Origin of the sequence: Amycolatopsis magusensis (assembly GCF_017875555.1) — a bacterium.
Lineage (GTDB): Bacteria > Actinomycetota > Actinomycetes > Mycobacteriales > Pseudonocardiaceae > Amycolatopsis > Amycolatopsis magusensis.
In genome coordinates this window covers 6,611,835-6,635,561 of the sequence record NZ_JAGGMS010000001.1, presented here as the reverse complement: position 1 = coordinate 6,635,561, position 23,727 = coordinate 6,611,835, and the positions used below count along the sequence as shown (strand labels likewise).

General features: G+C 72.0%; 22 protein-coding genes. 13 read left to right on the top strand and 9 right to left on the bottom strand.

Annotated features, from left to right (window positions below):
* The first annotated feature begins 120 nt into the window (after window positions 1–120).
* A complete protein-coding gene (locus JOM49_RS29400; RefSeq protein ID WP_209667433.1) occupies window positions 121–1,011 on the top strand; it encodes a MerR family transcriptional regulator in 891 nt (296 codons plus the stop codon).
* Between the two features lie 197 nt (window positions 1,012–1,208).
* Here JOM49_RS29400 and JOM49_RS29395 read toward each other — a convergent pair whose 3' ends face one another.
* The 7 genes from JOM49_RS29395 to JOM49_RS29365 form a co-directional block, all read right to left on the bottom strand.
* A complete protein-coding gene (locus tag JOM49_RS29395) occupies window positions 1,209–1,820 on the bottom strand; it encodes a DUF3618 domain-containing protein (RefSeq protein WP_209667432.1) in 612 nt (203 codons plus the stop codon).
* On the bottom strand, window positions 1,817–2,236 hold the full coding sequence (locus JOM49_RS29390; protein ID WP_209667431.1) for a phage holin family protein: 420 nt from the start codon (window positions 2,234–2,236) through the stop codon (window positions 1,817–1,819). The genes JOM49_RS29395 and JOM49_RS29390 overlap by 4 nt, the downstream gene beginning before the upstream one ends.
* Window positions 2,236–2,976, bottom strand: a complete 741-nt coding sequence (locus JOM49_RS29385; protein ID WP_209667430.1) for a hypothetical protein — start codon at window positions 2,974–2,976, stop codon at window positions 2,236–2,238. Before JOM49_RS29385 ends, JOM49_RS29390 begins: the two co-directional genes overlap by 1 nt.
* Window positions 2,977–3,189: 213 nt before the next feature.
* Window positions 3,190–4,404 (bottom strand): NAD(P)/FAD-dependent oxidoreductase, encoded by a 1,215-nt coding sequence (locus JOM49_RS29380; protein ID WP_209667429.1) that lies wholly within the window; start codon window positions 4,402–4,404, stop codon window positions 3,190–3,192.
* Between the two features lie 81 nt (window positions 4,405–4,485).
* Window positions 4,486–5,835, bottom strand: coding sequence for a DUF2867 domain-containing protein (locus JOM49_RS29375; protein ID WP_209667428.1), 1,350 nt, complete (start codon window positions 5,833–5,835; stop codon window positions 4,486–4,488).
* Window positions 5,832–6,470, bottom strand: a complete 639-nt coding sequence (locus JOM49_RS29370; protein WP_308158916.1) for a CPBP family intramembrane glutamic endopeptidase — start codon at window positions 6,468–6,470, stop codon at window positions 5,832–5,834. The genes JOM49_RS29375 and JOM49_RS29370 overlap by 4 nt, the downstream gene beginning before the upstream one ends.
* A gap of 35 nt (window positions 6,471–6,505) precedes the next feature.
* Window positions 6,506–7,003: a MarR family winged helix-turn-helix transcriptional regulator gene (locus JOM49_RS29365; protein WP_209667427.1), complete on the bottom strand. Its 498-nt coding sequence runs from the start codon at window positions 7,001–7,003 to the stop codon at window positions 6,506–6,508.
* 22 nt (window positions 7,004–7,025) lie between these two features.
* Here JOM49_RS29365 and JOM49_RS29360 point away from each other — a divergent pair, with 22 nt between their 5' ends.
* The gene (locus JOM49_RS29360; protein WP_209667426.1) at window positions 7,026–7,865 is read left to right on the top strand and encodes a TspO-related membrane protein; all 840 of its coding nucleotides are present in this window, start codon (window positions 7,026–7,028) and stop codon (window positions 7,863–7,865) included.
* Here JOM49_RS29360 and JOM49_RS29355 read toward each other — a convergent pair whose 3' ends face one another.
* A complete protein-coding gene (locus JOM49_RS29355) occupies window positions 7,866–8,699 on the bottom strand; it encodes an SAM-dependent methyltransferase (RefSeq protein WP_209667425.1) in 834 nt (277 codons plus the stop codon).
* 123 nt (window positions 8,700–8,822) lie between these two features.
* Between JOM49_RS29355 and JOM49_RS29350 the strand changes: the two genes are divergently transcribed.
* The 10 genes from JOM49_RS29350 (at window position 8,823) to JOM49_RS29305 (ending at window position 20,630) form a co-directional block, all read left to right on the top strand.
* Entirely contained in the window at window positions 8,823–9,746 is a 924-nt protein-coding gene (locus tag JOM49_RS29350; protein ID WP_209667424.1) for a LysR family transcriptional regulator, read from the top strand.
* A gap of 104 nt (window positions 9,747–9,850) precedes the next feature.
* On the top strand, window positions 9,851–11,002 hold the full coding sequence (locus JOM49_RS29345) for an NAD-dependent formate dehydrogenase (RefSeq protein WP_209667423.1): 1,152 nt from the start codon (window positions 9,851–9,853) through the stop codon (window positions 11,000–11,002).
* Window positions 11,003–11,043: 41 nt separating this feature from the next.
* Window positions 11,044–11,508: a DUF11 domain-containing protein gene (locus JOM49_RS29340; RefSeq protein ID WP_209667422.1), complete on the top strand. Its 465-nt coding sequence runs from the start codon at window positions 11,044–11,046 to the stop codon at window positions 11,506–11,508.
* Between the two features lie 71 nt (window positions 11,509–11,579).
* Window positions 11,580–12,191, top strand: a complete 612-nt coding sequence (locus JOM49_RS29335; protein WP_209667421.1) for a helix-turn-helix domain-containing protein — start codon at window positions 11,580–11,582, stop codon at window positions 12,189–12,191.
* Between the two features lie 307 nt (window positions 12,192–12,498).
* Window positions 12,499–13,680: an arginine deiminase gene (locus JOM49_RS29330; protein WP_209667420.1), complete on the top strand. Its 1,182-nt coding sequence runs from the start codon at window positions 12,499–12,501 to the stop codon at window positions 13,678–13,680.
* A gap of 41 nt (window positions 13,681–13,721) precedes the next feature.
* Window positions 13,722–14,546, top strand: a complete 825-nt coding sequence (locus JOM49_RS29325; protein WP_209667419.1) for a class I SAM-dependent methyltransferase — start codon at window positions 13,722–13,724, stop codon at window positions 14,544–14,546.
* 25 nt (window positions 14,547–14,571) lie between these two features.
* Window positions 14,572–18,156: an amino acid adenylation domain-containing protein gene (locus JOM49_RS29320; RefSeq protein ID WP_209667418.1), complete on the top strand. Its 3,585-nt coding sequence runs from the start codon at window positions 14,572–14,574 to the stop codon at window positions 18,154–18,156.
* Window positions 18,153–18,839, top strand: a complete 687-nt coding sequence (locus JOM49_RS29315; protein ID WP_209667417.1) for a thioesterase II family protein — start codon at window positions 18,153–18,155, stop codon at window positions 18,837–18,839. Before JOM49_RS29320 ends, JOM49_RS29315 begins: the two co-directional genes overlap by 4 nt.
* Window positions 18,840–19,799: an EamA family transporter gene (locus JOM49_RS29310; RefSeq protein WP_209667416.1), complete on the top strand. Its 960-nt coding sequence runs from the start codon at window positions 18,840–18,842 to the stop codon at window positions 19,797–19,799. It begins immediately after the preceding gene.
* Between the two features lie 33 nt (window positions 19,800–19,832).
* A complete protein-coding gene (locus JOM49_RS29305; RefSeq protein WP_308158915.1) occupies window positions 19,833–20,630 on the top strand; it encodes an SDR family oxidoreductase in 798 nt (265 codons plus the stop codon).
* 27 nt (window positions 20,631–20,657) lie between these two features.
* On the opposite strand, the gene JOM49_RS29300 is transcribed toward JOM49_RS29305, so the two are convergent.
* Entirely contained in the window at window positions 20,658–22,370 is a 1,713-nt protein-coding gene (locus tag JOM49_RS29300) for an IlvD/Edd family dehydratase (protein ID WP_209667415.1), read from the bottom strand.
* 254 nt (window positions 22,371–22,624) lie between these two features.
* Between JOM49_RS29300 and JOM49_RS29295 the strand changes: the two genes are divergently transcribed.
* Window positions 22,625–23,659 carry a zinc-dependent alcohol dehydrogenase family protein gene (locus JOM49_RS29295; RefSeq protein WP_209667414.1) on the top strand — a complete coding sequence of 345 codons (1,035 nt, stop codon included), beginning with the start codon at window positions 22,625–22,627 and terminating at the stop codon, window positions 23,657–23,659.
* Window positions 23,660–23,727 lie beyond the last annotated feature (68 nt).

The following is a 23,727-nucleotide window of genomic DNA, read 5'->3' as shown; positions in this document are numbered from 1 at the left end:
CCGGAATTCGGCGTGCACCGGGTCAAACGCTGCACAACCGATGCATAGGCGGAGCCTACGACATCACCCGGTAGCCCGCATTTCCTGCGGCCGGGCCGAGTTGTGCGATGATTGCCGGTCATGGGACCCCAGCCCGCGCCGAACCAGGTCGACGACCTGGCCCGCAGTGTGTGGACCTCCGGCCGGGTCGCGGAGTTGCTGGGGGTGTCCCCGGTGACCCTGCGGAGCTGGGACGCCCGCTACGGCATCGGGCCGTCCGTGCGCGAGTCCGGCCGCCAGCGCCGCTACTCGGCCGCTGACGTGGCCAAACTGCAGCGCATGCAGAGTCTGATGGACCGCGGGGTCAAGACCAAGGAAGCCGCGGACCTGGTGCTGTCCGGGCGGACGGGCCGGCACGAGGCCCAGCACGCCGGAGCCACCATCGAGGCGCTGCACGCGGCCGCGAGCGGGCTGCGGTACGCGACCATGGCCGCCCTGCTCGACGACGCGCTCGCCGCCACCGGCCCGGTCGAGACCTGGCTGAAGATCCTGGTACCGCTTCTGCATCGCCTCGAACGCGACTGGACCGCGGGCGAACCGTGCTTCGCCGCGGAGTGGGCACTGGCGGGTGAAATCTCGGCGGCGCTGGAACGCCACACCCGGCCCTTCGGCAACGAGCCCGGCGGGCAGCCGCTGCTGCTCGCCTGCTGTCCCACCGAACGGCACACCCTGCCGCTCGAAGTGCTCCGCGCGGCGCTGGCCGAGCGCAAGGTGCCCGCGGTGTTCCTGGGGCCGATGGTGCCGCCGGACACGGTCGTGGACCTGACCAGGCAGCTCGCCCCGGAGCTCGTCGTGCTGTGGTCGATGACGCCGAGCACCGCCGATCTCGGCCTCCTGCGGCGAGTCCGGCGCGCGGGCGGACGCCTGTGCCTGGCCGGGCCGGGGTGGGAGCAGTTCCGCGGGCAGCGCGTGCTCCGGATCAACGACCTCCCCGGCGCGCTCACCAGCCTCACCCAAACCGTCCGGCACTGACCGGCACGGGCTCCGCGCCCGACGTGGGGTTCGCCGCCCAGCCTCTCCCGGCGAACCCCACGTTCGTGCAGCCGAACCCCACGTTCGTGTAGCCGAGTGCTGCGTTCGAGGCTCCGGACCTCGCCGTGAATGTGGCCTTCACGGCGGAATGTGCCGTGAAAGCCACATTCACGGCGCGGGGTCGGCGGTCGGTCCGGTCAGCTTTGCGGCTGCACCTTGTCCTTCGCCTCCTGCGCCCGGCCGGTGACGTCCTCGGCGGCCGAACGGGCCTCGCCGGAGACGTTCGACGCGGCCTCGCTCGCCGCGGCCTTCACCGATTCGGCGGCCTGCTTCGCGGGTTCGCCCAGCCGGTCCTTGGCCTGCTCGGCCACCTGCTGCGCGACCGGCTGCACGTGCTCACGGGCGAAGTCCACCGCCTGCCCGGCGGCTTCCTTCTCCCGTTTCGACGCGGGCAGCAGGGAAGCGACCAGCCACCCGGCGCCGAACGCGATCAGCCCGGCGGCGAGCGGATTGCCCTGGGTCTCCCGCCGCACGGCCTCCGGTGCCTGGCTCACCGCCGACACCGCGGACGAGGCCACCGCCCCGGTCTTGTCCCCGGCGCTCTCCAGCTTGTCGCCCACGGTCCTGGTCCCGCTCTCCGCTGTGCCCATCACCTTGTCCTTCGTCGCGGTGACCGCGTCACGCAGCCGCCCTACCCGCCGTTCGACGATCCGGCCGGGCGTCACCTTCTCGGTGAGCGCGTCCACGTCCCTGGTCAGGTTCTGCTGTGTGTTCTCGATGGCGTGGCGGATTCGATCCGGCTCGGTCATGCTCGCTCACCCTTCAACGCGCCGGGGACCTGCTGGAGGGTTTCCACGGTCTGCTCCGGCTTCGGCTTCACTCGGCGGAGTTCCCGGCGGCCGGTGGCCAGCAGCACGCCGCCGGCCACGGCCCACAGGCCCGCCACGATCAGGGCCGCCCAGCCCTGGTCCATCACGTTGGCCAGCGCCCACCACAACGCCAGCGACAGGAAGAGCAGCACCATGTAGCCCGCGAGCCCGGCGCCGCTGAGCAGGCCGGCGCCCTTGCCGGCCTTGGCCGCTTCGGTCTTCAGCTCCGCCTTCGCCAGCGTGACTTCCTGGCGCACCAGCGTGGAAAGATCACGCATGACGTTGGACATCAGCTCGCCGACGGACACGTCGGACACGTCGGGCTTCGGCGGCGGGGTTCCGGTCGCCCCCGTCATCACGGCACCTGGCCCGGTGCGGGGAACCGCGGGTCCGCCGGCTCGGCGGGTTGCGGGGTGGTGAAGCCGCCGGGACCCGTTGGGGCGACAGGAGAAGCGGGCGGCGCCGGGGTAGCGGGCGGCGGCACGGTGCCCGTGGTCGTCGGCGCCACGGGCGGGGGAGTCGCCGCGACCGGCGGAGCCGAAGGCTGCGGGGGCGCGGAAGGTGCCGGCGCACCACCGGAGTCGGCCGTCTGCTCCTGCTTGCCCGCCACCACGCCGCGGGTCAGCCTGCCGACCACCGCACCGGCGACCACCGCACCGGCGAGGAACACCCCGGGCTTGCGCCGGGCGAAGTCGCGGACCTCGCCGAGCAGATCCCCCGGCTCACGGGATTCCAGCCAGCCCGCCACCGAATGGGCTCGCTCGGCGACCTGGCGGGTGACGTCGGACGCGGTGCCGGACACCTCCGCCTTCTCCGACATCCGGCCGAGCTGGTCGGCCAGATCGTGCAACCCGCGTGCCGCCTTCTGCTGACCTTCTCTGGCCTGCGCCACCAGGTGTTCCCGGCTTTCTCGCAGCAGGTCCTGCCCTTCGCGCTGCGCGTGCGCGGCGACGTGCTTGGCTTCCTCGGCGGCCGTATGGGCGACTTCACCACCACGTTCGGCGGCGGTCGAACCGAGTTCCGCGGCTTCTTCCTTCGCGACCGCGGGCTTGCTCCGGTGCTGCGGTGGGGACTGGCCACCGACTCCCTGTGTCATGGGGACCTCCTCAGTCACGGTTGCTGTCCCCGCGCGGCTACCCCCGCGAAGGGGGGACAAACAGGGGTCGCGGAATCGGCGCAATCCCCGGTTCCGGTGAAAGGATCACCCGATCCCGGTGTCGTGTTGATCTACAGTGGACGCCGAGCGCAGGACGTCGAGCGCGGCGGCGCGGGCACCCGGTGCGGACGCGAGGTAGTCACCCAGGCGCACTCAGCAGCCGAGGTCCGCCAGCACGGCCTTGGCGGCGCGTCGCCCGGAGACGAGGGCGCCCTGCAGGGAACTGGTGTCGCGGTGGTCGCCGCAGACGTAGAGCCCGGCGTCGAGCCGCACCGCCCGGGTCAGCGGGTGCCCGGCCGCCATCACCGGCAGCGCCCGCTCGATCCGGTAGGTGGCCAGCGGCGACCAGTCCGTTGTGGACGTTCCGTACAGCTTGGCGAGCTGCTCGCGCACTTCGTCCTCGGTGACGTCGAGGCGTTCCGGCACGGAAGCCGCGATCAGCGCCCGGCCATCGGGGGCGTAGGCGGGGGAGACCTCGCTCATCACGGCGGTGTTCAGCAGCAACCCGGAGGCGCCGTCGAGCACCAGGGTGGGCGCGCGCAGGGGCGGTTCGCCGGTGGTGAAGTAGAAGGTGGTCACCGCGTGCCAGTCGGGTGCGGTGACGCCGGGCAGCAGCTGTGCCGCGGTGGTGCCGTCGGTGGCCACGACCACCGCCCGCGCCCGGAGCTGTTCACCGTCGGCGAGCCGCACCAGGTTCGGTCCGGCGTGCGTCACCGCGCGTCCGAAGTGGACGGTCCCGGCGGGCAGCCCGGCCGCGAGTTGCCGCGGCAGCTCACGCATCCCCAGTTCGGGCACCGCGCCGCCGCCGAGTAGGAAGCAGCGCCAGATCAGGTGGAACACCCTGGCGTCGGTGCTCAGGTCGCGATCGAGGAACACCCCGGCGAGGAACGGCCGGAGCACCTGCTCGACGAGTGCGCCCGAGACGCGGGACCGGCTCAGTTCGGCGGCGATCGTCCGGTTCAGCGGCCGCCGCAGCCGGCTGCTCGGCAGCAGCAGATCCCGGGCGGACAGGGCCAGCGTGCCGACACCGCTCAGCGGCGCCTTGGCCGCGAAGCGCGCGAGTCCGGCGAGTGCCTTCGGCTGCCACGGCGGCGCCAGCAGCTCGCCCCCGGCCGTCAGCGCACCGCGGGTGAAGGAGCGGAGCCGCAGCGCGTCGAGGTCCATTGTGGACCGGACTGCGGGATAGGCAGGCAGCAGCACCTGGAAGCCGCGGTCGAGCCGGAACCCGTCGACCAGATCGGTGCGCACCCGGCCGCCCACCTCGTCGGAGGCCTCGAGCACGGTCGTGCTCACCCCGCGCCGGATCAACTCCCCGGCCGCCGCGAGCCCGGCCAGTCCGGCACCGATCACCACCACGTCCTGAGCCACGGGCGCCCCTCTGCCGATCGATCACTGCCGTAGCAGCAGCGTAGGCGTCCCGGTCCGGCGGCGCAGTGCGGCGAATTCGGCTCAGCCGCGTTCGGCGGCGTGGACCAGGTTGCGGGCCATGAGGCCGAAAACGAGGTCGTGCGCGGGTTTCTGCAGCCGCCAGTAGGCGTGCCCGGCCGGTCCACGGGGAACGAAGCTGATCTTCTGGCGGTAGGCGCCCGCCGTTTCCGCGCTCATCTCCAGCAGGGTGCTGCCCGGCATCTTCATGTCGGCACGCAGCACCAGCCGACGACGGGCGTCGTCGCGGTGTTCGACGGTCCAGAAGTCGACCACGTCGCCGCAGGCGAGTTCGGCCTGCCGCCCGCGGTACAGGCCCGCGCCGCCCGCGAGGTGGTCGAGCAGGCCACGCGCCTCCCACAGGAACGGGATGGTGAACCAGCCGCGACTGCCGCCGACGGAGGTGATGGTCCGCCACAGCTGCGCGGCACCCGCCCTGGTCGCGCACACCCGCTCGTCGAGGTAGGGCTCGGCCGCCGACGCCGAGGCGGCGGGTGCCATGGCCGCGCGCAACGCGTTGTCCACGCTCGTCGGGCCGCCAGGGGGCGCGGGCAGCCGGTCCGGTGCCGTGTCGACGAGGTCGTGGTCGAGCGATTCGAACAACTGCGCGGCGGCCTCGGCGGGCACCGTGGTGGCCAGGGCGGCGGCACGGGCGGCCAGCCGGTGGGGCCACAGCGGCGCCGGGACCGGGATGCGCACGGGCAGCCCGGCCACGCGGGCGCAGCGCTGCACCAGCTCGAAGTAGCTCAGCTGTTCCGGACCGGAAAGGGCGAACCGGCCGCTCACCGGGGTCGGCAAAGCGGCCGCGGTGCCCAGGTGGTGCAGCACGTCGTCGATGCCCACCGGACGGCTGGTCCGGCTCATCCACGCCGCGCGCGGCAGCACGGGCGAGGCGTGGGCGAACTGCCGCAGCAGCTCGAAACTGGCCGAGCCGCGACCGATGATCATGGAGGCTTCCAGGAGCAGCGCCGGGGTCCGCGCGGTGGCCAGCACGTCACCGACCTCGGCACGCGAGGCGAGGTGCTCGGACAATTCGGCATCGGGCCGGGGGCCGCCGAGGTAGACGATCTGGCGCACGCCCGCGCGGTCGGCCTCGGCGGCGACGACCCGCGCGGCTTCGCGGTCCACTTCGGCGAAGTCGGGGCGTCCCAGCGAATGCACGAGGTGGTAGACGACGTCGATGCCGTCCAGGGCGGCACGTACCCGGCAGGCTTCGGTGACGTCACCGAAACGGATGTCCGCCAGCCGGGGGACCCGGGCCGCCGACCCCGTGGTGCGGACGAGCGCGCGCACGTCGTGTCCCGCGTCGGCCAGCACGGGCACCAGCCGTGAGCCGACACAACCCGAGGCGCCCAGGACCAGGCAGCGGCTCATCGGCCCGGCTCCGGATCCCGGTGGGCGCCGTGGACGTGCGGCAGCACCTGGACCATGAGGATCGACCAGAACAGGTGGGTGAGCAGCGGTTCGAGCACCCCGCCGGTGCGGTGGCGCCGCACACCGAACAGCGTCCCCATCACCACGGCCGCGAGCACCAGCGCCGGATTGCCGGTGGCCGCGGTGGTGGCCACGTAGACCACCGTCGAACCGGCCACCGCCTGAGCGGGGTGGAACCGCTCGAACCAGGTGCCGCGGAAGAAGAGTTCCTCGGCGGCGCCGTTGGCCAGGGTGACCACGAGGACCGCCGGGCTCGACGCGGTGGTGGCGAAGGTGAGCACGCCACCCACCGCGCGATCGAGTGCGGGGATCCGCCGGATGACCAGCGCGCCGGTGGCGAAGGCGGCGAAAGCACCGGACGCGACCACCGCGGACCTGAGCGCCCCGCGATTGCTGTACTCCAGGCGCGGGCGGGCGCCGAGCAGGCTGCCGCCGAGCCAGACCGCGGCGACCGCGGTGGTGCGGCGGTAGAACGCGGGGGAGGCGGGCTGGCCGGCCAGCGCTCGCCGCAGCAGGGCGCCACCGACCGCGGTGACGCTCGCCAGCAAGGCGTTCTCCGCCTTTCCGGACAGCACCGGCACACCACCTCGCCTCGTCGTCGAGGCTGACGCTAATCGCGGTGTGGCCGGGCCGCAGGCTGAGGCGGCGGCGGGGTGGTGAGGTGTTCGCCGGTCAGTTCGATGACGGCTTCGAGGAAGCGCCGCACGGTGGCGAGGTCGTCCTCGCTGAAGTCGGTGGCCACGTCGTGGAGGCGGTCGGAGAGACCACCGAAGTACTGGCGGCCGGCGTTCCGGCCGTCGGCGGTCAGGACCAGGCGCACGGCTCGCCGGTCGCGGGCGTCGCGGACGCGCTGGACGTGCCCGGCGCGTTCCAGCCGGTCGAGCACCAGGGTGGTGCCACCGGCGGAAAGGCCGAGCTGGTGCCGCAGGCCGCTGACCGTCTGCGGGGTGCCCGCGCGGTCGGCTTGGCCGATCAGGGTCAGTGCCCGCAGATCGACGTGTTCCATGCCGAGCCGCTCGGCGAAGGCCTCGCCCATTCTCAGGCCGAGCAGGCCGTAGTCCCGGAGGAGTTCGCCTATCCGGGCGGTGGTCGAGTTGCGGGCAGCCATGCGCCGATCTTACCCTCGGCTGATGAATAGCTCACCGAGTGAACTATCGGGGACGGTGACCGCGGGCGACCGGATCCGGCAGGGCGTGGTGCTGCTCGCCGCGCTGGCCCAGGTCGCCTCGTCGGCGTTGCTCGGCCGCTCGGTGGGTGGCGTGGCCAGGGAGAACGCCTCGTCGATCCTCCCCGCCGGGTACGCCTTCGCGATCTGGGGGCCGATCTTCGCCCTGTCACTGGCCGTGGCGATCGCCGGGTTCGTGCCGTCGCTGACCGCGCACCCCGCGGTCCGCAGATCGGGGTGGTCCATCGCGATCGCGTTCACCGCCGACGCGGTGTGGGCGGCGGTGTTCCCCCAGGGGCAGTTCGTCCTCGCCCAGTTCGTGCTCATCATCGGGGCGGTGGCCGCGATCCGCGCCACGGTCCGGTTCCAGCGCGCCGCCGACGGCAACCGCCTGGTCACGGTCCTGTTCGGCGGGACGTTCGGGTTGCTGGCGGGCTGGCTGACCGCGGCGACGTTCGTGGGGTTGGCGAACACGCTGGTCTCGGCCGGGATGTCGGGGACCCGCGGCTGGCCCGGCGTGGTCGGCGTGGTGCTGCTGCTGGTCGCCACCGGGGTTGCGGTGGCCGTGGTCCGCGCGTGCGCGACCGGCCCGCTGCCGGGCTCGCTCGCCTACGCCGCCGCGGTCGCCTGGGGCCTGCTCGCGATCACCGTCGAACAGCGGAGCGCGGTGCCCCTGACCGCGTACACCGCCCTCGGCCTGGCGGTGGTCCTGCTCGCCTACCTCGCGGTGATCCACCGCCTGCGGCACCGGGCCGTCCCCATCCGACGGCGGCGGCGGCCCCAGCGCGTGCCCGAGCCCGGCTGATCAGGGCTTGCGGCCGACCGCCGCGACGATGCAGTTGCCGGTGTCGGGGCGGGGGGTGGTGCGCGGGCCGGTGGGGTACCAGTCGTCGTTGACGACCAGTCCGGGCGGCAGCAGTTCCAAGCCGGTGAGCATGCCCTCGATCTCCGCCCGGGTGCGGAAGTAACCGCGGCTGATGCTGGCGTTGAGGATTTCCTGGACCCGGTGGGCGATGGGGCTGTACTCGTTCTCCGGGTCGAAGAAGTGTGAGAACACCACATACGAACCCGATGGCAGCGCGTCGATGTACTGCCGCATGATCTCGGCCGGGGGGAGGCCTTCGTCCGGGTTGTGGTGGTGCAGCGTCGCGACCTGCAGCAGCGCGAGCGGCCGGGTGAAGTCCAGGTGCCGGTGCACCGTGTCGTTCTCCAGCACCGCGGGCGGGTCGAAGATGTTCGCGCCGACGAGGAAGGTCCTGTCGTTGTCCTCGAGCAAAGCGCGCCCGTGCGCCAGTACGACGGGGTCGTTGTCCACGTACACCACGCGGGAGTCGCGATTTTCGCGCTGCGCGACCTGGTGGGTGTTTTCCGCGGTGGGCAGGCCGGAACCGCAGTCGAGGAACTGGTCGATGCCCGCCTTGCGCGCCAGGAACTCGACCGCCCGGATGAGGAACTTCCGGTTGGTGACGGCGATCTCGTTGACCTCGGGCACGGCCGCGTTGAGCTGGGCCAGCAGTTGCCGGTCGACCTCGTAGTTGTCCTTGCCGCCCAGCGCCGCGTCGTACGCCCTGGCCACGCTCGGCGTGGTGGTGTCGATCCCGGCCGAGGGCAGTTCGGGCTCGGCGCGTTCGTCGGCCATGGAAAACCTCGCAATAACTCGATCGTGGGCCAGCCGCCGTGTGGCGCGGTTCACGTACCCTACCGGGCGCGGGGAACACGGGAACGCCCCGTGTCGCCGCGGAGGGTGCGTCGATACTGCATCGTGCTGTTGCGTCAGCTGGAGTACCTGGTCGCGTTGGCCCGCGAGCGGCATTTCGCCCGTGCGGCCGCGGCTTGTCACGTGTCGCAGCCGTCGTTGTCCGCCGGGATCCGGAAACTGGAGCGCGAACTCGGCGTCCCGATCGTCTCGCGGGGGAGGCGGTTCGAAGGGCTGACGCCGGAGGGCGAGCGGGTGCTGCGGTGGGCGCACCGGATCCTCGCCGAACGCGACGCGCTGCGGCAGGATCTGTCGATCATGCGCGAGAGCCTCTCGGGCGTGCTGCGGATCGGCGCGATCCCGACGGCGCTGACAGCTGCGTCGTTGCTGACGGCCCCGTTCTGCGAGCGCTACCCGCGGGTCCGGATCTCGCTGGAGTCGTTGTCGTCGCGGGAGATCACCCGGCGGCTGGCGGAGTTCGAACTGGACGTCGCGATGACCTATGTGGACGACGACGAACTCGGGAACGTCCGGGTGCGGCCACTCTACGAAGAGCGCTATTTGTTGCTGACCCCCGAAGACGGCGTGCCGGCGGGACGGGATTCGGTGGGGTGGGCCGAAGTCGCGTCGCTGCCGTTGTGCCTGCTCACCCCGCGGATGCGCAACCGCCGCATCCTCGACGGGTTGTTCGCGGCGGCGGGCGCGGTGCCGGTGCCCGCCATCGAAACCGACACCGTCTCGGCGCTCTACGCGCACGTCGCCACCCACCGGTGGTCGACCGTGATCGCGCACGCGTGGCTGCACATGTTCGGCACCCCGGCGGGGACGCGGGTCGTCCCGCTGGAGACCCGCGGGCCCGCACCGCAGATCGGACTGGTCACCGCCGACCACGATCCCGAGCCGATCCTGGCCGGCGCGCTGCTGGACCTGGCGGCCGAACTCGACGTGCGCGGCGCACTGGACCGGATCCTGCGGGAGCACGCGGGATAGCGGCGGGCTATGCCGGGATAGGAACTTTCGCTTTGACCGGGCGGTGCCGGGCGGGCGATGGTCGGGACATCCCATTCGCGGTACACGAATCCCAGGAGTCAGCCATGGCGAAGGTGCTGTGCGTGCTCTACGACGACCCGTCCGGCGGCCGCCCGCGATCCTATGCACGAGACGATCTCCCGCGGCTCGACGGCTATCCCGGCGGGCAGACGCTGCCGACACCGAGTGGCGTCGACTTCACTCCCGGTGAACTGCTCGGCAGCGTGTCCGGTGAGCTGGGACTGCGCCCGTTCCTCGAGGCCGCCGGACATACCCTGGTGGTGACCTCGGACAAGGAAGCGGTGCTCGACCGCGAGCTGGCCGACGCCGACGTGGTGATCTCCCAGCCGTTCTGGCCCGCCTACCTCACCGCGGACCGGATCGCCGGGGCCCGCAACCTCAAGCTCGCGATCACCGCGGGCATCGGCTCGGACCACGTCGACCTCGACGCGGCGATCGCACACGGCGTCACGGTCGCCGAGGTGACGTACTGCAACAGCATCAGTGTCGCCGAGCACGTGATGATGTCGATCCTCGCGCTGGTGCGCAACTACCTGCCGTCGCACCAGGTGGTGCTCGACGGCGGCTGGGACATCGCCGGCTGCGTCGCCCGCTCCTACGACGTCGAGGGCATGCACATCGGCACCGTGGCGGCCGGTCGCATCGGCACCGCGGTACTGCGGCGGCTCGCGCCGTTCGGCGTGCACCTGCACTACACCGACCGGCACCGCCTGCCCGCCGAGGTGGAGCGGGAACTCGGCTTGAACTACCACCCGAGCGCCGCGGACATGGTGCCGTCCTGTGACGTGGTGACGATCAACGCGCCGCTGCACCCGGAAACCGAAGGCCTCTTCGGCGACGAGCTGATCGCGACCATGAAGCGGGGGGCGTACCTGATCAACACCGCGCGGGCGCGCATCGCCGACCGGGACGCCGTCGTGCGGGCGCTGGAAAGCGGGCAACTGGCCGGATACGCCGGTGACGTGTGGTTCCCGCAGCCCGCCCCGGCCGACCACCCGTGGCGGACGATGCCGCACCACGGCATGACCCCGCACATCTCGGGCAGCTCGCTCTCGGCGCAGGCCCGCTATGCCGCCGGTACGCGGGAAATCCTGGAATCGTGGCTCACCGGCACCCCCATCCGCGACGAATACCTCATCGTCGACAGCGGCGCCCTGGCCGGCACCGGCGCTCATTCCTACTCGGTCACCCGCTGAGGGCCTGTCCTGGAGACCCGTTGCCGTGAAAGGGGATCACCGTGTTCCCGATCGCTCTGATGCTGACCGCGGGACTGCTCGTGCCGGTATCGCCGGGCGCCGCCGACCTCTCGATCGGCATGACGGCGTTGCCCGGCTCGGTGCTCCCCGGTGCCCGCTACGAAGTCTCGGTCACCAACCTCGGCCCGGATCCGGTCACCTCGGCGAGGGTGGTCGTGGCGCTCGATCCGCGCGTCACGTCCGGGGCGGCGGCCCCCTGCGTGCTCGACACCGCGGCCGACACGATGACCTGCGACTTCGGCCCGGTGCAGGCCGGGGGCACGGCGGCGATGGCCGGGTGGGTCTACTACACCTACGGCGGGCCGCCCACCCTCAGCGCGACGGCGACCAGGACCGCGAGCACACCGGTCGATCCCGGCCCGGCCAACGACGCGGCGACGGTGACGTGCTGGTACTTCGGCTCCCCGGGGCTGCCACCACCGCCCCTTCCGCCGCTGTGGTGTTGAAGGTGTTGAACGTGCTCGACGGTGCTTGACGGTGCTTGACAAAGCAGGCGCCGAAAACTGCAATTCGATCCATGATCGATGAGTTCGGGCCGGTGCTGGCGGCCATCGGCCCGCGGTTGCGGGCGTTGCGCAAGCGTGAGGGGGACACGCTCGCCGCGGCGGCTGAGCGGACGGGGATTTCGGTGAGTACGTTGTCGCGCCTGGAGTCCGGGGTGCGGACGCCGACGCTGGCGTTGCTGCTCCCGCTGGCCAGGGCGTACCGCGTGGCGCTCGACGACCTGGTCGACCCGCCGCCCACCGGGGATCCGCGCCTGCGCCCCCGCCCGATCACCCGGCACGGGATGACGGCGATCCCGCTGACCACCGGCCAGGCGGAGCTGCGGGCGTTCAAGTCCCTGCTCCCGGCCGGGCCGGTGGGGGTGACCCCGGATCCCCGTTCGCACCAGGGGTACCACTGGCTCTACGTACTCAGCGGCCGCCTGCGCGTGGTGCTCGGCCCCCGCGATTTCACGCTGGCCGAGGGGGAAGCGGTCGAGTTCGACACCCGCGTGCCGCACTGGTTCGGCAACGCCGAGCCGCAGGCCGCCGAGTTCCTCAGCGTGCTCAGCACCTCCGGGGAACGGATCCAGTTGAAGGTCCGCCCGGAGGACTTCCCCCAGCTCGCAGGTCCGCGAGGTCGCTGACTGTTTTCCCGCATTGCGCCGGATGTTGCCGATTGCCCACGCCATTCGGCCTACGTCCGGGGTGCCCGGTGGAATTGATCGCCATGGTGATCATTTCCCGGCCGATTCACCTGCGGTTTCGCGGAGCGGCCTCGAACTGGCCCTGGCCAATCACGGATAGTGTTTTACTTACAACGAACGGGTAATTCACGATATCTCTCGGAATGCCGTGTTTGCCCGCCCGGTTCGAGGTCTATCCGCGCCACGAGGTCCAGGAACCGGGGAGGAAGTCGGCGTGGGATCGAGGCCGCTGCTGAACGTGCGAAGCGTGGAATCGGAAACTGGGGCATTGCGTGCGGTGCTGGTGCACAGTCCGGACGGTGAGCTCAATACCCTGACCCCGGATGACCACGCCGAGTTCCTGTTCGACGAATTGGTCTGGCCGCAACGGGCCAGGGAGGAACACGAGGCTTTCACGACGGTATTGCGGTCTCGTGGAGTCGCGGTCCTGGATTTGCGCGAGGGGCTCGCGGAGGTGTGCCGGGACAAAGAAGTCGGCAGGCGACTGGCCGCGCAGGCCATGGCCGGGGCCCGGGTTCCACCGCGGGCGCGTGACGAGGTGATTTCCTGGTTGGCGGAATTGCCCGCGGAAATGCTGGTGCGGAGTCTGCTGGGCGGGATTTCCAGCGACGAGGTCCCGCGGTGGGTGCCGGGCACCGGCTCGCTGTGGCGGCATCGGCCGTGGCGGTTGCTGGATCCCCTGCCCAACCAGATGTTCACCAGGGACAGCTCCGCCTGGTTCCGCGACGGCTACCTGCTGGGGCGGATGCGCTCCGGGGCGCGGGCGCGTGAGGTCGACCTCGTCGCCGCCCTGTACCGGCACCACCCCTGGTTCGCCGGGCACGCCGAGCGGTGCTGGAACGAGGCGCTGCCCCCGTCGATGCCCATCGAGGGTGGCGACCTGCTCGTGTTGTCCGGCCGCGCGCTGGCCGTCGGCGTCGGTGACCGGACCTGCGCGGCGGCGGTGGAGGCGCTGGCGGAGGAACTGTTCGCCCGCGAACTCTGCGACCGGCTCGTGGTGGTGGACCTGCCACGGACCAGGGCGACCATCCACCTGGACACCCTGGTGTCCTTTGTGGACGAGGACGCGGTGGTGATGTCCCCCGAGCTCGGCGGGCGGCCGGTGTGCACGCTGCGGCCCGGCCGCGGTGGCCCGGTCCTGCGGCACCAGCCGGACTTCGCCACCGCGGCCGGGGAAGCACTCGGCTCGGCACTGCGGGTGCTCGAGCCAGGGCGGGACGGCGGCAACCACCGCCGAGAACAGTGGGACGACGGCTGCAACGTGCTGGCCGTCGCGCCGGGCGAGGTGATCGCCTACGAAAGCAACGAACTGACCAACGACCACCTGGAACGGCACGGGATCGGGGTGCACCGGATACCCGGTTCCGAACTGCGCCGGGCACGCGGCGGACCCCGCTGCCTGTCGTGCCCGCTGCACCGGGACTCCTAGCCATTTCGAGGCTGGGCGGACACAATCGAGAAAGGAACAACGTGAAGGCGAACACGAGTCAGCAGAAAGATCTGATCGCCGGTATCTACCATCGGATCGCCGGTGAGTACGACGAGCGGATCCCGGGCTTCACCGCGCTCGATGCCACCTTTTCCGACACCGAGATCTCGTTCGTCCTGGATCGGGTCACCGCCGACGACGAAGTGCTCGACATCGGCTGCGGCACCGGCCGGATCACCATTCCGGTGGCCCACCGGGCCAAAGCGGTCACCGGCTTCGACCTGACCGAAGCGATGCTCGAGCAGGCCGCGCGCAAGGCCGCCGAAGCGAACCTCGACGTGCGCTTCGAACAGGGCGACATGGCCGCGCTCCCGTTCCCGGACGATTCCTTCGACGCGGTGGTGTCGATGCTGGCGCTGATGCACGTGCCGCCTGCCGACCACCCGAGAGTCTTCAGCGAAGTCCGCCGGGTGCTGCGGCCGGGCGGGCGGCTGATCATCGGGGTGAAGAACTCCGTGTTCGAGCGGTTCAGCTCGGCCGACCGGTTCGCCACCGTGGACATCACCGACGTGGAGAACAAGGAACTGGTGTTCACCGGCACCCGCGAGGGCGACGAACTGCGGGCGCCGTGGCACAGCTTCTCGCCCGACGACCTCAAGCGGCTGACCGCCGTGGCCGGTCTGGTCCCGGTTTCCCTGCGCGGCAACATCCCGCTTTCGGCCTGGCTGGCCGACTCCGTGCTGGAGACCGCCGAGGTGGCCGGTGCGGTCCGGACACTGGAGACCCTGCTCGGTGACCTGCCGCCGCTGAACCACCTGGGGTACCACCTGCTGATGGAAGCGGTGAAGCCGGCGGTGCACAGCTGAATTCCGGGCACGGGGAGGTGAGTCGATGATGGTGCGCTCGACGGCGGGACTGCGGGAAGAGGTCCGGGAGATCCTGCGGGTCCCCGAGTACCGGGCGGAGGCCGAGGACTGTGCCAGGCGGGGCCTGCCCTGGGCACCTCGCACCTACCGCGCACTGGGACGAGCGCGGTTGCTGGCGCCGGACTGGCCGCGTGAATACGGCGGCCGCGGTGGTGGCATCGCCGACGCGGCCGCGGTGGCCGAGGAACTCGCGCTGGCCGGGGTCCCCGACACCGCACGGGTGAACACCATCGAGAACGCGGGAACGACCCTGCTGGCCGCCGGAACCGACCGGCAGAAGGCGCGGCACCTGCCGCCGATGGCCGCGGGTGAGGTCTTCTTCTCCGTGCTCTACAGCGAACCCTCGGCCGGTTCCGACCTGAGTTCCCTGCGGACGACGGCGGAACCGGCCGGGGACGGCTGGGTGCTCCACGGCACCAAGATCTGGAACGTGCGCACCGATCTCGCGGGCTACGGCGTCTGCGCGGCCCGCACCGGCCCCGCCGAGCCGGGTGGCGCCGGGCGCTTCACCTCGATCACCTTGTTCCTGGTGCCGTTGGACGCGCCGGGCGTGACCGTGGAGCGGGTCGGCTCGCTCAACCCGGAAGCCTTCACGAAGGTCACCTTCGACCAGGTCGCGCTGGACGCCGGCGCGGTGATCGGCGAGCCCGGCGGTGGCTGGCCGCTGATCGGCGGGGCGCTCGGGGCGGAACGCACCGGCATCTGCTTCTACGGCCGGGCGCGGCGCTGGCTGGACTCACTGACCGCACGGCTGCGCCAGGACACCGCGCACCGGCACCGGCTCCTCGAACTGGACACCGATCTGGAAGCCGCCCGTGCGTTGTCGGACCGCACGGTCGCGTTGCTGGCGGCCGGGCACTGCACCGACGCGGATCTCGCGGCGGCCAAATGGCGGGCCAGTGAACTCGCGCAGGAAGTGGCGCTGCTGCGGTGGCAACTCGCCGAGCCCGGCCCCGCGCTCACCGCCGCGGTGCACGAGGCCCCCGGGCTGACCCTGGCCGCGGGCACCTCGGAAATCCTGCTCGGCACGGTCGCCACCGCGGTGCTCGATCCGATCGCCGGTGGTGACGGAAGCGGCCCGGCGGTGGATTGGCGGCGGGAACTCCGCCGCCGTTTCGCCGACGCGGCCACCGAAGCAACGCACGCGGCACACCCCGCGGACGCACTGCGAGCACGCGGCACCGAAGAGGGCTGGTTGCCGCCGACCCGCCCGGCAGAAGACGGCGGGATCGGGGCAGGAGAAGCGGAAACGGTGGCACTGGCCGAGGAACTCGGCCGAGCGGGCCTTCCACCGGAGACCCTCGCCGCCGACCCGGCACTCGGCAGTCCGTTGAGCCACACCGGTTACCTGCTGGGCTTGGCACGCCGGGCCACCGGACTGGCCGCGGCCAGGGCGGGGGAGCGGGTGCAGTTCGGCGAGCGCATCGCCGACTACCAAGGGGTGAGCCTGCCGCTCGCCGCGGACGTGGTGCGCCTCGACGCCATTTCCGCCCGGCTGGCCGAGTTGTGCGAGACCGGCGGGGACGCGACCATGCTGCTCGCCGCCGCGGCCCGCGACAGCGTGCGAGCCTGCCTGCGGGCCATCCAGGTGCACGGTGCGTCCGGGTTGACCGAGGAGTCCGGGACGGCGGACTGCTACCGCCACGCCGTGGCGATGTCGGGCGTCCTCGGCCCGCCGGGCCGGTTGGCTGGGCCGGGAGTCACCGTGCCCGCCGGACCACGGCGCGCGACCGCGCCCGGTCCGTCACCGGGGGAACTGGCCGCGCGCCGGACACGACCGGAGTGGAACGACACCGCGGCGGACTTCCCCGAAGACCGGTGCGTGCACGAACTGTTCGAAGAAGTCGTGCGCGCCCAACCGGATGCCCCCGCGCTGGCCGCCTCCGGTGAGACGGTGAGCTATCGAGAGCTGAACCACCGGGCCAACCGGCTCGCGAAACTGCTCCGCGAGCATGGCGCCGGCCCCGGCGACCTCGTCGGCGTCTGCCTGGAGCGCTCGATCGAAATGATCGTGTCGGTGCTGGGGGTGCTCAAGAGCGGGGCCGCCTACCTGCCGCTGGACCCGGACTACCCGGCCGAGCGGCTGGCCTACATGATCGAGGACAGCGGCACCCGGATCGTGTGCACGCAGGACTGGATGCGGGAGTGGCTGCCGGGCGGGGACCGGCTGCTGCTCGCGCTGGACGAACTCGACCTCGGCGGCGAACCCGAGGCCGATCCGCCGAGCCGGGCCACCGCGCGGGACCTCGCCTACGTCATCTACACCTCCGGCTCCACCGGGCGGCCCAAGGGCGTCGAGGTCGAACACGCCGGGGTGGTCAACCGGATGTGCTGGGACCAGCGCACCTTCGGCCTCGGCCCGGCCGACACGGTGCTGCAGCAGACTTCGCTGAGCTTCGACATCTCGGTCTGGGAGATCTTCGCCCCGCTGCTGGCCGGCAGCAGGCTCTTGCTGGCCAAACCCGGCGGTCACCGCGACCCGGCCTACCTGATGCAGGTGCTCGCCGAGGAGCACGTCACCGCGCTCGGCCTGGTGCCGAGCCTGCTCGACGTGCTACTCGACTTCGAGCCGGGTTTCGCGGACTGCCCCCAGCTGCGTTACGTCTTCTCCGGCGGCGAGGAGCTCACTTCCGCGCTGTGCGCCCGGTTCTTCGAGCGGACGAAGGCGGAACTGCACAACTTCTACGGGCCCAGCGAAGCCACCGTCGACGTGACCTCCTGGCACGTCACCACCGAGGACATCGCACGCGGCATCCCGATCGGCCGCCCGCTGAGCAACGTCCGCGTGCACGTGCTCGACGGCGAGGGACTGCCGGTGCCCGCCGGGATGCCCGGCGAACTGCACGTGGCCGGGGCCGGGGTGGCGCGCGGCTACCTCGGCAGGCCTGAGCTGACAGCCGAACGGTTCGTTCCGGATCCGTTCGATCCCGGCCGGATGTACCGCACCGGCGACCTGGTCCGGCAGCGCGCGGACGGCGCGCTGGAATTCCTCGGCCGCCTCGACGAACAGGTGAAGATCCGCGGTTTCCGCGTCGAACCGGGAGAGGTCGAAGACGCCCTGCGCGGCCACCGGGACGTGCGGCAGGCCGTTGTCTGCGCGGTCGGCACCCCGGCCAGGCTGGAAGCGTTCGTCGTCGCCGAGAGCGGCGCCGAGCTGGACGGCGGCCACCTGCGTGCCTGGCTGGGCGAACGGCTCCCGGCGCACCTGGTGCCCGCCGGAGTGCACCCGCGCCCGTCACTGCCGCAGGCGCCCAGCGGGAAGGTCGATCGGGCCGCGCTGCTGGCCGAACACGCCACCGCCACCCCGGGCGCCGGCGGGGAGCTCCCGCCCGAGCAGCGGGACCTTGGCGAGCTGGTGGCCAGGGTGCTCGGCGTGCCCGGCGTCGGCCCGGACGAGGACTTCTTCGACCTCGGCGGCACTTCGCTGCAGGCGGCCCGCCTGATCAACCGCATCGGCCGGGAACTGGGCTCGACCGTGCCGCTGGGCACCTTCCTGCGGCGGCCCACCGTGCGGGGCCTCGCGGCCGCGCTGGCGGGGGAGGACTCATGACGCCGGTGACGTTGTACTGCCTGCCGCACGCCGGTGGCGGGATCTCGGCGTACGCGGGGTGGCGCGAGGACGCGCCGGCGAATCTCGACGTGCGACCGGTGCGGTTGCCCGGCCGCGACGGCGACGACGCCGAACCCCGCCACCGAATGGCCGAGCTCGTCGACACCCTGGCGGGTGAAGCGGCCGCGTTGCCGTACGCCCTGTTCGGTCATAGCGTCGGAGCGGTGGTCGCCTTCGAACTGGCCCGAACCAGGTCCGCCGCCGGGAACGCGCCCACGAGGCTCTTCGTCTCCGGCAGCGTGCCCCCGTCGCGCGCGGCGAAGCACCACGACGAGCAGCGGCACCTCTCCGACGACGAATTCGTCGCCAGGGTCGAGCGACTGGGCGGTGTCCCGCCGGACCTGCTCGCCGACCCGGGCAGCCGCGAGGTCCTGCTGCCCCGGCTGCGTGCCGACTACGCGCTCGCGGAAACCTACGACCACCAGCCGGGACCGCCGCTCGACTGCCCCATCTCCGCGTTCGCCGGGCGCGACGACCCCACCGTCGCGGCGGCCGACCTCGACGACTGGGCCGAGCACACCAGCGCCGCGTTCCGGCGGCGCCTGCTCCCCGGTGACCACTTCTACCTGAGCACCGCCCGCCCTCTGCTGCTGCGCGCGATCGCCCGTGACCTGGAGGTGTGAGTGACCGGCGACGCCCGTCCCAGCTGGCTGATCGGGGCCAACCTGCTGGTGCTCTACGTGGTGTGGGGCTCGACCTACCTGGCCATCCGGGTCATGGTGGAGACGATCCCGCCGCTGTCCGGTGCCGGGATCCGCTTCCTGGTCGCCGGGGTGCTGCTCCACGGGTGGTGCGTGGCGCGCACCCGCCGCTGGTTCCCGGTGAGCCGGCAGGAGTTGCGGGGGGCCGCGGTGATCGGGGTGCTGATCATCGGCGGCGGGCTCGGCCTGCTCACGCTGGGGGAGCGCACCGTGCCCTCCGGCGTGGCCGCGCTCGTGATCGCCTCGATGCCGCTGTGGGTGGCGGTGTTCCGGCTGCTCGCCAGGGAACGCCCCCGGCCGGTGGTGCTGCTGGGCCTGCTCGCCGGGTTCAGCGGGGTGGCGATCCTGCTGGCGCCGTCCGGGTGGGGCGGACCGGTGGCCTTCACCGGCCTGGTGATCGTGCTGGCGGCCGCGATCGCCGAAGCGATCGGCTCCTTCTTCACGCCGCGCGTTCGATTGCCCGGCAACGCGCTGCTGTCCGCCGGGGTGCAGATGCTGGTGGCCGGCCCCCTGCTGATCGTCGTCGGCCTGCTCGCCGGTGAGGACCCGAACCCGGCGAGCTGGTCCGGTGCCTCCTGGTGGGCACTGCTCTACCTCATCGGACCCGGCTCGATCCTCGCGTTCGGCTCGCTGATCTGGCTGCTGACCCACGCCCCGGTCTCGGTGGCCACGACGTACGCCTACGTCAACCCGGCCATCGCACTGGTACTCGGCTGGCTGATCCTGGACGAACACCTCACCCCCGGCATCCTGGGCGGCGGCGCACTCATCATCGTCGCCGTCATCCTCGTCCTCTGGGGCGAACGCCGCCCCGCCGAGTCCGGCACCAGGGCGAGCACCCCCGAGGCTGAGGATTCGCGCAGCGCCGGGAAACGCGGTTGAGGCCAATCGCGCTCGGTGTTTACCGTGCAGGGCGTGGTGAGCGGAGTTGGGTCTCTGGAAGGCCGGGTCGCGGTGGTGACCGGTGTCAGCCGCCGGGCCGGGATCGGTTTCGCGGTGGCGGAGGAGCTGCTGGCGGCCGGGGCGTCGGTGCTGGTGCACTCGTGGTCGCCCCATGACGCCGGCCAGCCATGGGGCGCAGACCCCGTCGGAGACGCCGGGATCGTGGAGGCGCTGGGTGGCGAGAGCAGGCGGCTGCAGCACGTCGCCGCCGATTTCGCGGACGCCCAGGCACCCGGGCAGGTGATCGCCCGTGCCGTGGAGGCGTTCGGCGCGGTCGACGTGGTGGTCGCCAACCACGCACGCAGTTCGACCCAGACCCTCGCGGAAGTCACGGCGGCCGAACTGGACCTGACCTGGGCGGTGAACGCCCGGGCGAGCGTGTTGCTGGCGCAGGCGTTCGCCACCGCGCACGACGACGCCCGCCCCGGCGGGCGGCTCATCCTGTTCACCTCGGGCCAGCACCTGGCGCCGATGAGCCAGGAGGTGCCGTACGCGGTCAGCAAGGGCGCGATCCAGCAGATGACGCTCACCCTGGCCGACGCGCTGATCGACCGGGGGATCACCGTCAACACGGTCAACCCCGGCCCGGTCGACACCGGGTGGGCCACCCCGGAGCTCACCGAGCGGGTCGGCCGCGCCCTGCCGGCCGGCCGCTGGGGCCGCCCGGACGACGTCGCCCGCCTCATCCGCTGGCTCGCCTCCGACGACAGCCAGTGGATCACCGGCCAAACCCTCAACACCGAAGGCGGCTTCCGCCGCTGGGTCATGTGAGTGTCGTGAAGCCGGGCACCGGCGGGATCAGTGGGATTCTCGGCTTACCGCGGATCCGCTGGAGCCGGTGAGGAAGTCCAGGTCGGCGCCGGTGTCGGCTTGTTGTACGTGGTCGACGTAGAGCCGTTCCCAGCCTCGCCGGGGGGCTGCGAAGCCGGCGAGGGTGGCGGCGTTCGGGGTCCGGCTGGCGAGTTCGTCGGCCGGGATGTCGATGTCGATGCGCCGCGCCTCGACGTCGAGCACGATCGGGTCGCCGGTCCGCACCAGGGCGAGCGGGCCACCTGCCGCGGCCTCCGGCGTCACGTGCAGGACGACGGTGCCGTAGGCGGTGCCGCTCATCCGGCCGTCGCAGATCCGGACCATGTCCCGGACGCCCTGTTCGAGCAGCTTCGTCGGCAGGGGCATGTTCGACACCTCGGGCATGCCGGGATAACCCTTCGGACCACAGCCGCGCAACACCAGCACGGAGTCCGCGTCGACGTCGAGGTCCGGGTCGTCGATGCGCGCGTGGAAGTCCTCGATCGAGTCGAAGACCACGGCGCGGCCGCGGTGGCGCAGCAACTCGGGTGACGCGGCGGCGGGCTTGATCAGCGCGCCGCCGGGCGCGAGGTTTCCGCGCAGGACAGCGATTCCGCCTTCGGCCACCACCGGCGCGGTCCGCGGCCGGATGACTTCGGCGTCCCAGATCGGGGCGTCTTCGAGCGCGTCGACCAGGGGTGCGCCGGTCACCGTCAAAGCCGACGGGTCGAGCAGGTCGCGGACCTCGCGCAGCACGGCGAGCAGGCCACCGGCCCGGTGGAAGTCCTCCATCAGGAACCGGCCCGCGGGCTGCAGGTCCACCAGCACCGGCACCCGCGACCCGATCCGGTCGAAGTCGTCGATGGTCAGGTCGACGCCGAGGCGCCCGGCGATCGCGAGCAGGTGGACCACGGCGTTGGTGGACCCGCCGATGGCGGCCAGCGCCACGATCGCGTTGTGGAAGGAGGCCTTGGTCAGGAAGGTGCTCGGGCGGCGGTCCGTGGCGATCATCTCCACGGCGAGGCGCCCGGTGCCGTGGGCGGCCTCCAGCAGCCGGCTGTCCGGGGCGGGCGTACCGGCCACGCCGGGGACGACGGTGCCCAGCGCTTCGGCGACCAGTGCCATCGTCGAGGCGGTGCCCATCGTGTTGCAGTGCCCGCGGCTGCGGATCATCGCCGACTCGGAGCGGATGAACTGCTCCTGCGACAGGGTGCCGGCGCGGACCTCCTCCGAGAGCCGCCAGACGTCGGTGCCGCAGCCCAGCGGCTTGCCGCGGAAGGTGCCGGTCAGCATGGGGCCGCCGGGGACGACCACGGCGGGCAGGTCCACCGAGGCGGCGCCCATCAGCAGGGACGGGATCGTCTTGTCGCAGCCGCCCAGCAGCACCACGGCGTCGATCGGGTTCGCCCGCAGCAACTCCTCGACGGCCATCGCGGCCATGTTGCGCCAGAGCATCGCGGTCGGCCGCACGTTCGTCTCACCGAGGGACACGACCGGCAGCTCGAGCGGGATGCCGCCGGCTTCGAAGACCCCGTCCCGGACGGACCTGGCCACCTCGGTGAGGTGGGCGTTGCACGGGGTGAGGTCGGACGCGGTGTTCGCGATGGCGATCTGCGGCCGGCCGGTGAACGCGTCCGCCGGGGTGCCGCGGCGCATCCAGGCGCGGTGGAGGTAGCCGTTGCGGTCTTCTCCCGCGTACCACTGGTCACTGCGAAGCTGCACGCTCAACCTCCGGTCCGCACTGACGTGAACCCCGGTCCGCGTCACGCGAAAATCGTTCGGGTGAAGTGATCAGGATGCTTCGACACTACGTGCCAGGACGTCGGCGTCAATGGCTCGTCGCCGGGCAGCACGACGCCGGGGGTACTGGCGTTACCCGGAAGAGCAGACCCTGCCGGGCGGCCGGCCCAGCACGTTTGACGGGAGCTGATCAGGGAAAACCGCCCTGGTCACCATCCACGAACGAGAGTGAGCCGATGAAGGCGACAGTGATCTACGGCGCCGGTGACGTGCGGGTCGAAACGGTGCCGGATCCGAAGCTGTACGAGCCGACCGACGCGGTCGTGCGGGTGCTGCGCTCGTGCATCTGCGGCAGCGACCTGTGGCCCTTCGGGGCGAAACCGGCCCAGGATCACGGTGACCGGATCGGGCACGAGTTCCTCGGCGTGGTCGAGGACATCGGCGCCGAGGTCACCGGCCTCAAGCCGGGCGATGTCGTGGTCGCGCCGTTCGTGTGGGCCGACAACACCTGTGACTTCTGTCGTGAAGGCCTGCAGACCTCCTGCCGCCACGGCGGCCAGTGGGGCAGCACCGACGTCGACGGCGGGCAGGGCGAAGCCGTGCGCGTGCCGCAGGCCTCCGGCACGCTGGTCAAGCTGCCGGTCGGGGAGGACTCGGCGTTGCTGCCCTCCCTGCTGACCCTGTCCGACGTCTTCCCGACCGGCCACCACTGCGCGGTCACCGCCGGGGTCGGCCCGCGCACCACGGTCACCGTCATCGGCGACGGCGCTGTCGGGCTGTCCGCGGTCCTGGCGGCGAAACGCCTCGGCGCCGAGCAGATCATCTTGATGGGGCGGCACACCGAGCGCACCGACCTGGGCCGTGCGTTCGGCGCGACCGACGTGGTCGCCGAACGCGGCGAAGAGGGCGTGGAGAAGGTCCGCGAGCTCACCGGCGGCGACGGCACCCACACCGTCCTCGAGTGCGTCGGCCTCAAACCGGCCATCGAGACCGCCTTCGGTGTCGTGCGCGACGGCGGCACGGTCAGCCGCGTCGGCGCACCGCAGTACCCGGACGTCCCCGCCGACTTCGGCGTGTTCTTCCGCAACATCACCCTCACCGGCGGCGTCGCCCCGGCGCGTGCCTACATCGAGGAGTTGCTGCCGGACATCCTCGAGGGCCGCATCGAGCCGGGCCGGGTCTTCGACCGCACCGTCGGCCTGGACGAGGTTCCGGGCGGCTACCAGGCGATGGCCGACCGCGAAGCGCTGAAGGTGCTGATCCGCCCGTGAGCACGCCGAGTCCGGCCGCGACATCCCGGAGGCGTGGGAGTGGCGATCCGGGCCGGGACCCCGAATCG

Coding starts and splice junctions, on each gene's coding strand:
- JOM49_RS29400 (WP_209667433.1), top strand. CDS start 121: ATGGGACCCCAGCCCGCGCCGAACCAGGTCGACGACCTGGCCCGCAGT.
- JOM49_RS29395 (WP_209667432.1), bottom strand. CDS start 1,820: ATGACCGAGCCGGATCGAATCCGCCACGCCATCGAGAACACACAGCAG.
- JOM49_RS29390 (WP_209667431.1), bottom strand. CDS start 2,236: ATGACGGGGGCGACCGGAACCCCGCCGCCGAAGCCCGACGTGTCCGAC.
- JOM49_RS29385 (WP_209667430.1), bottom strand. CDS start 2,976: ATGACACAGGGAGTCGGTGGCCAGTCCCCACCGCAGCACCGGAGCAAG.
- JOM49_RS29375 (WP_209667428.1), bottom strand. CDS start 5,835: ATGAGCCGCTGCCTGGTCCTGGGCGCCTCGGGTTGTGTCGGCTCACGG.
- JOM49_RS29365 (WP_209667427.1), bottom strand. CDS start 7,003: ATGGCTGCCCGCAACTCGACCACCGCCCGGATAGGCGAACTCCTCCGG.
- JOM49_RS29360 (WP_209667426.1), top strand. CDS start 7,026: ATGAATAGCTCACCGAGTGAACTATCGGGGACGGTGACCGCGGGCGAC.
- JOM49_RS29355 (WP_209667425.1), bottom strand. CDS start 8,699: ATGGCCGACGAACGCGCCGAGCCCGAACTGCCCTCGGCCGGGATCGAC.
- JOM49_RS29345 (WP_209667423.1), top strand. CDS start 9,851: ATGGCGAAGGTGCTGTGCGTGCTCTACGACGACCCGTCCGGCGGCCGC.
- JOM49_RS29335 (WP_209667421.1), top strand. CDS start 11,580: ATGATCGATGAGTTCGGGCCGGTGCTGGCGGCCATCGGCCCGCGGTTG.
- JOM49_RS29320 (WP_209667418.1), top strand. CDS start 14,572: ATGATGGTGCGCTCGACGGCGGGACTGCGGGAAGAGGTCCGGGAGATC.
- JOM49_RS29315 (WP_209667417.1), top strand. CDS start 18,153: ATGACGCCGGTGACGTTGTACTGCCTGCCGCACGCCGGTGGCGGGATC.
- JOM49_RS29295 (WP_209667414.1), top strand. CDS start 22,625: ATGAAGGCGACAGTGATCTACGGCGCCGGTGACGTGCGGGTCGAAACG.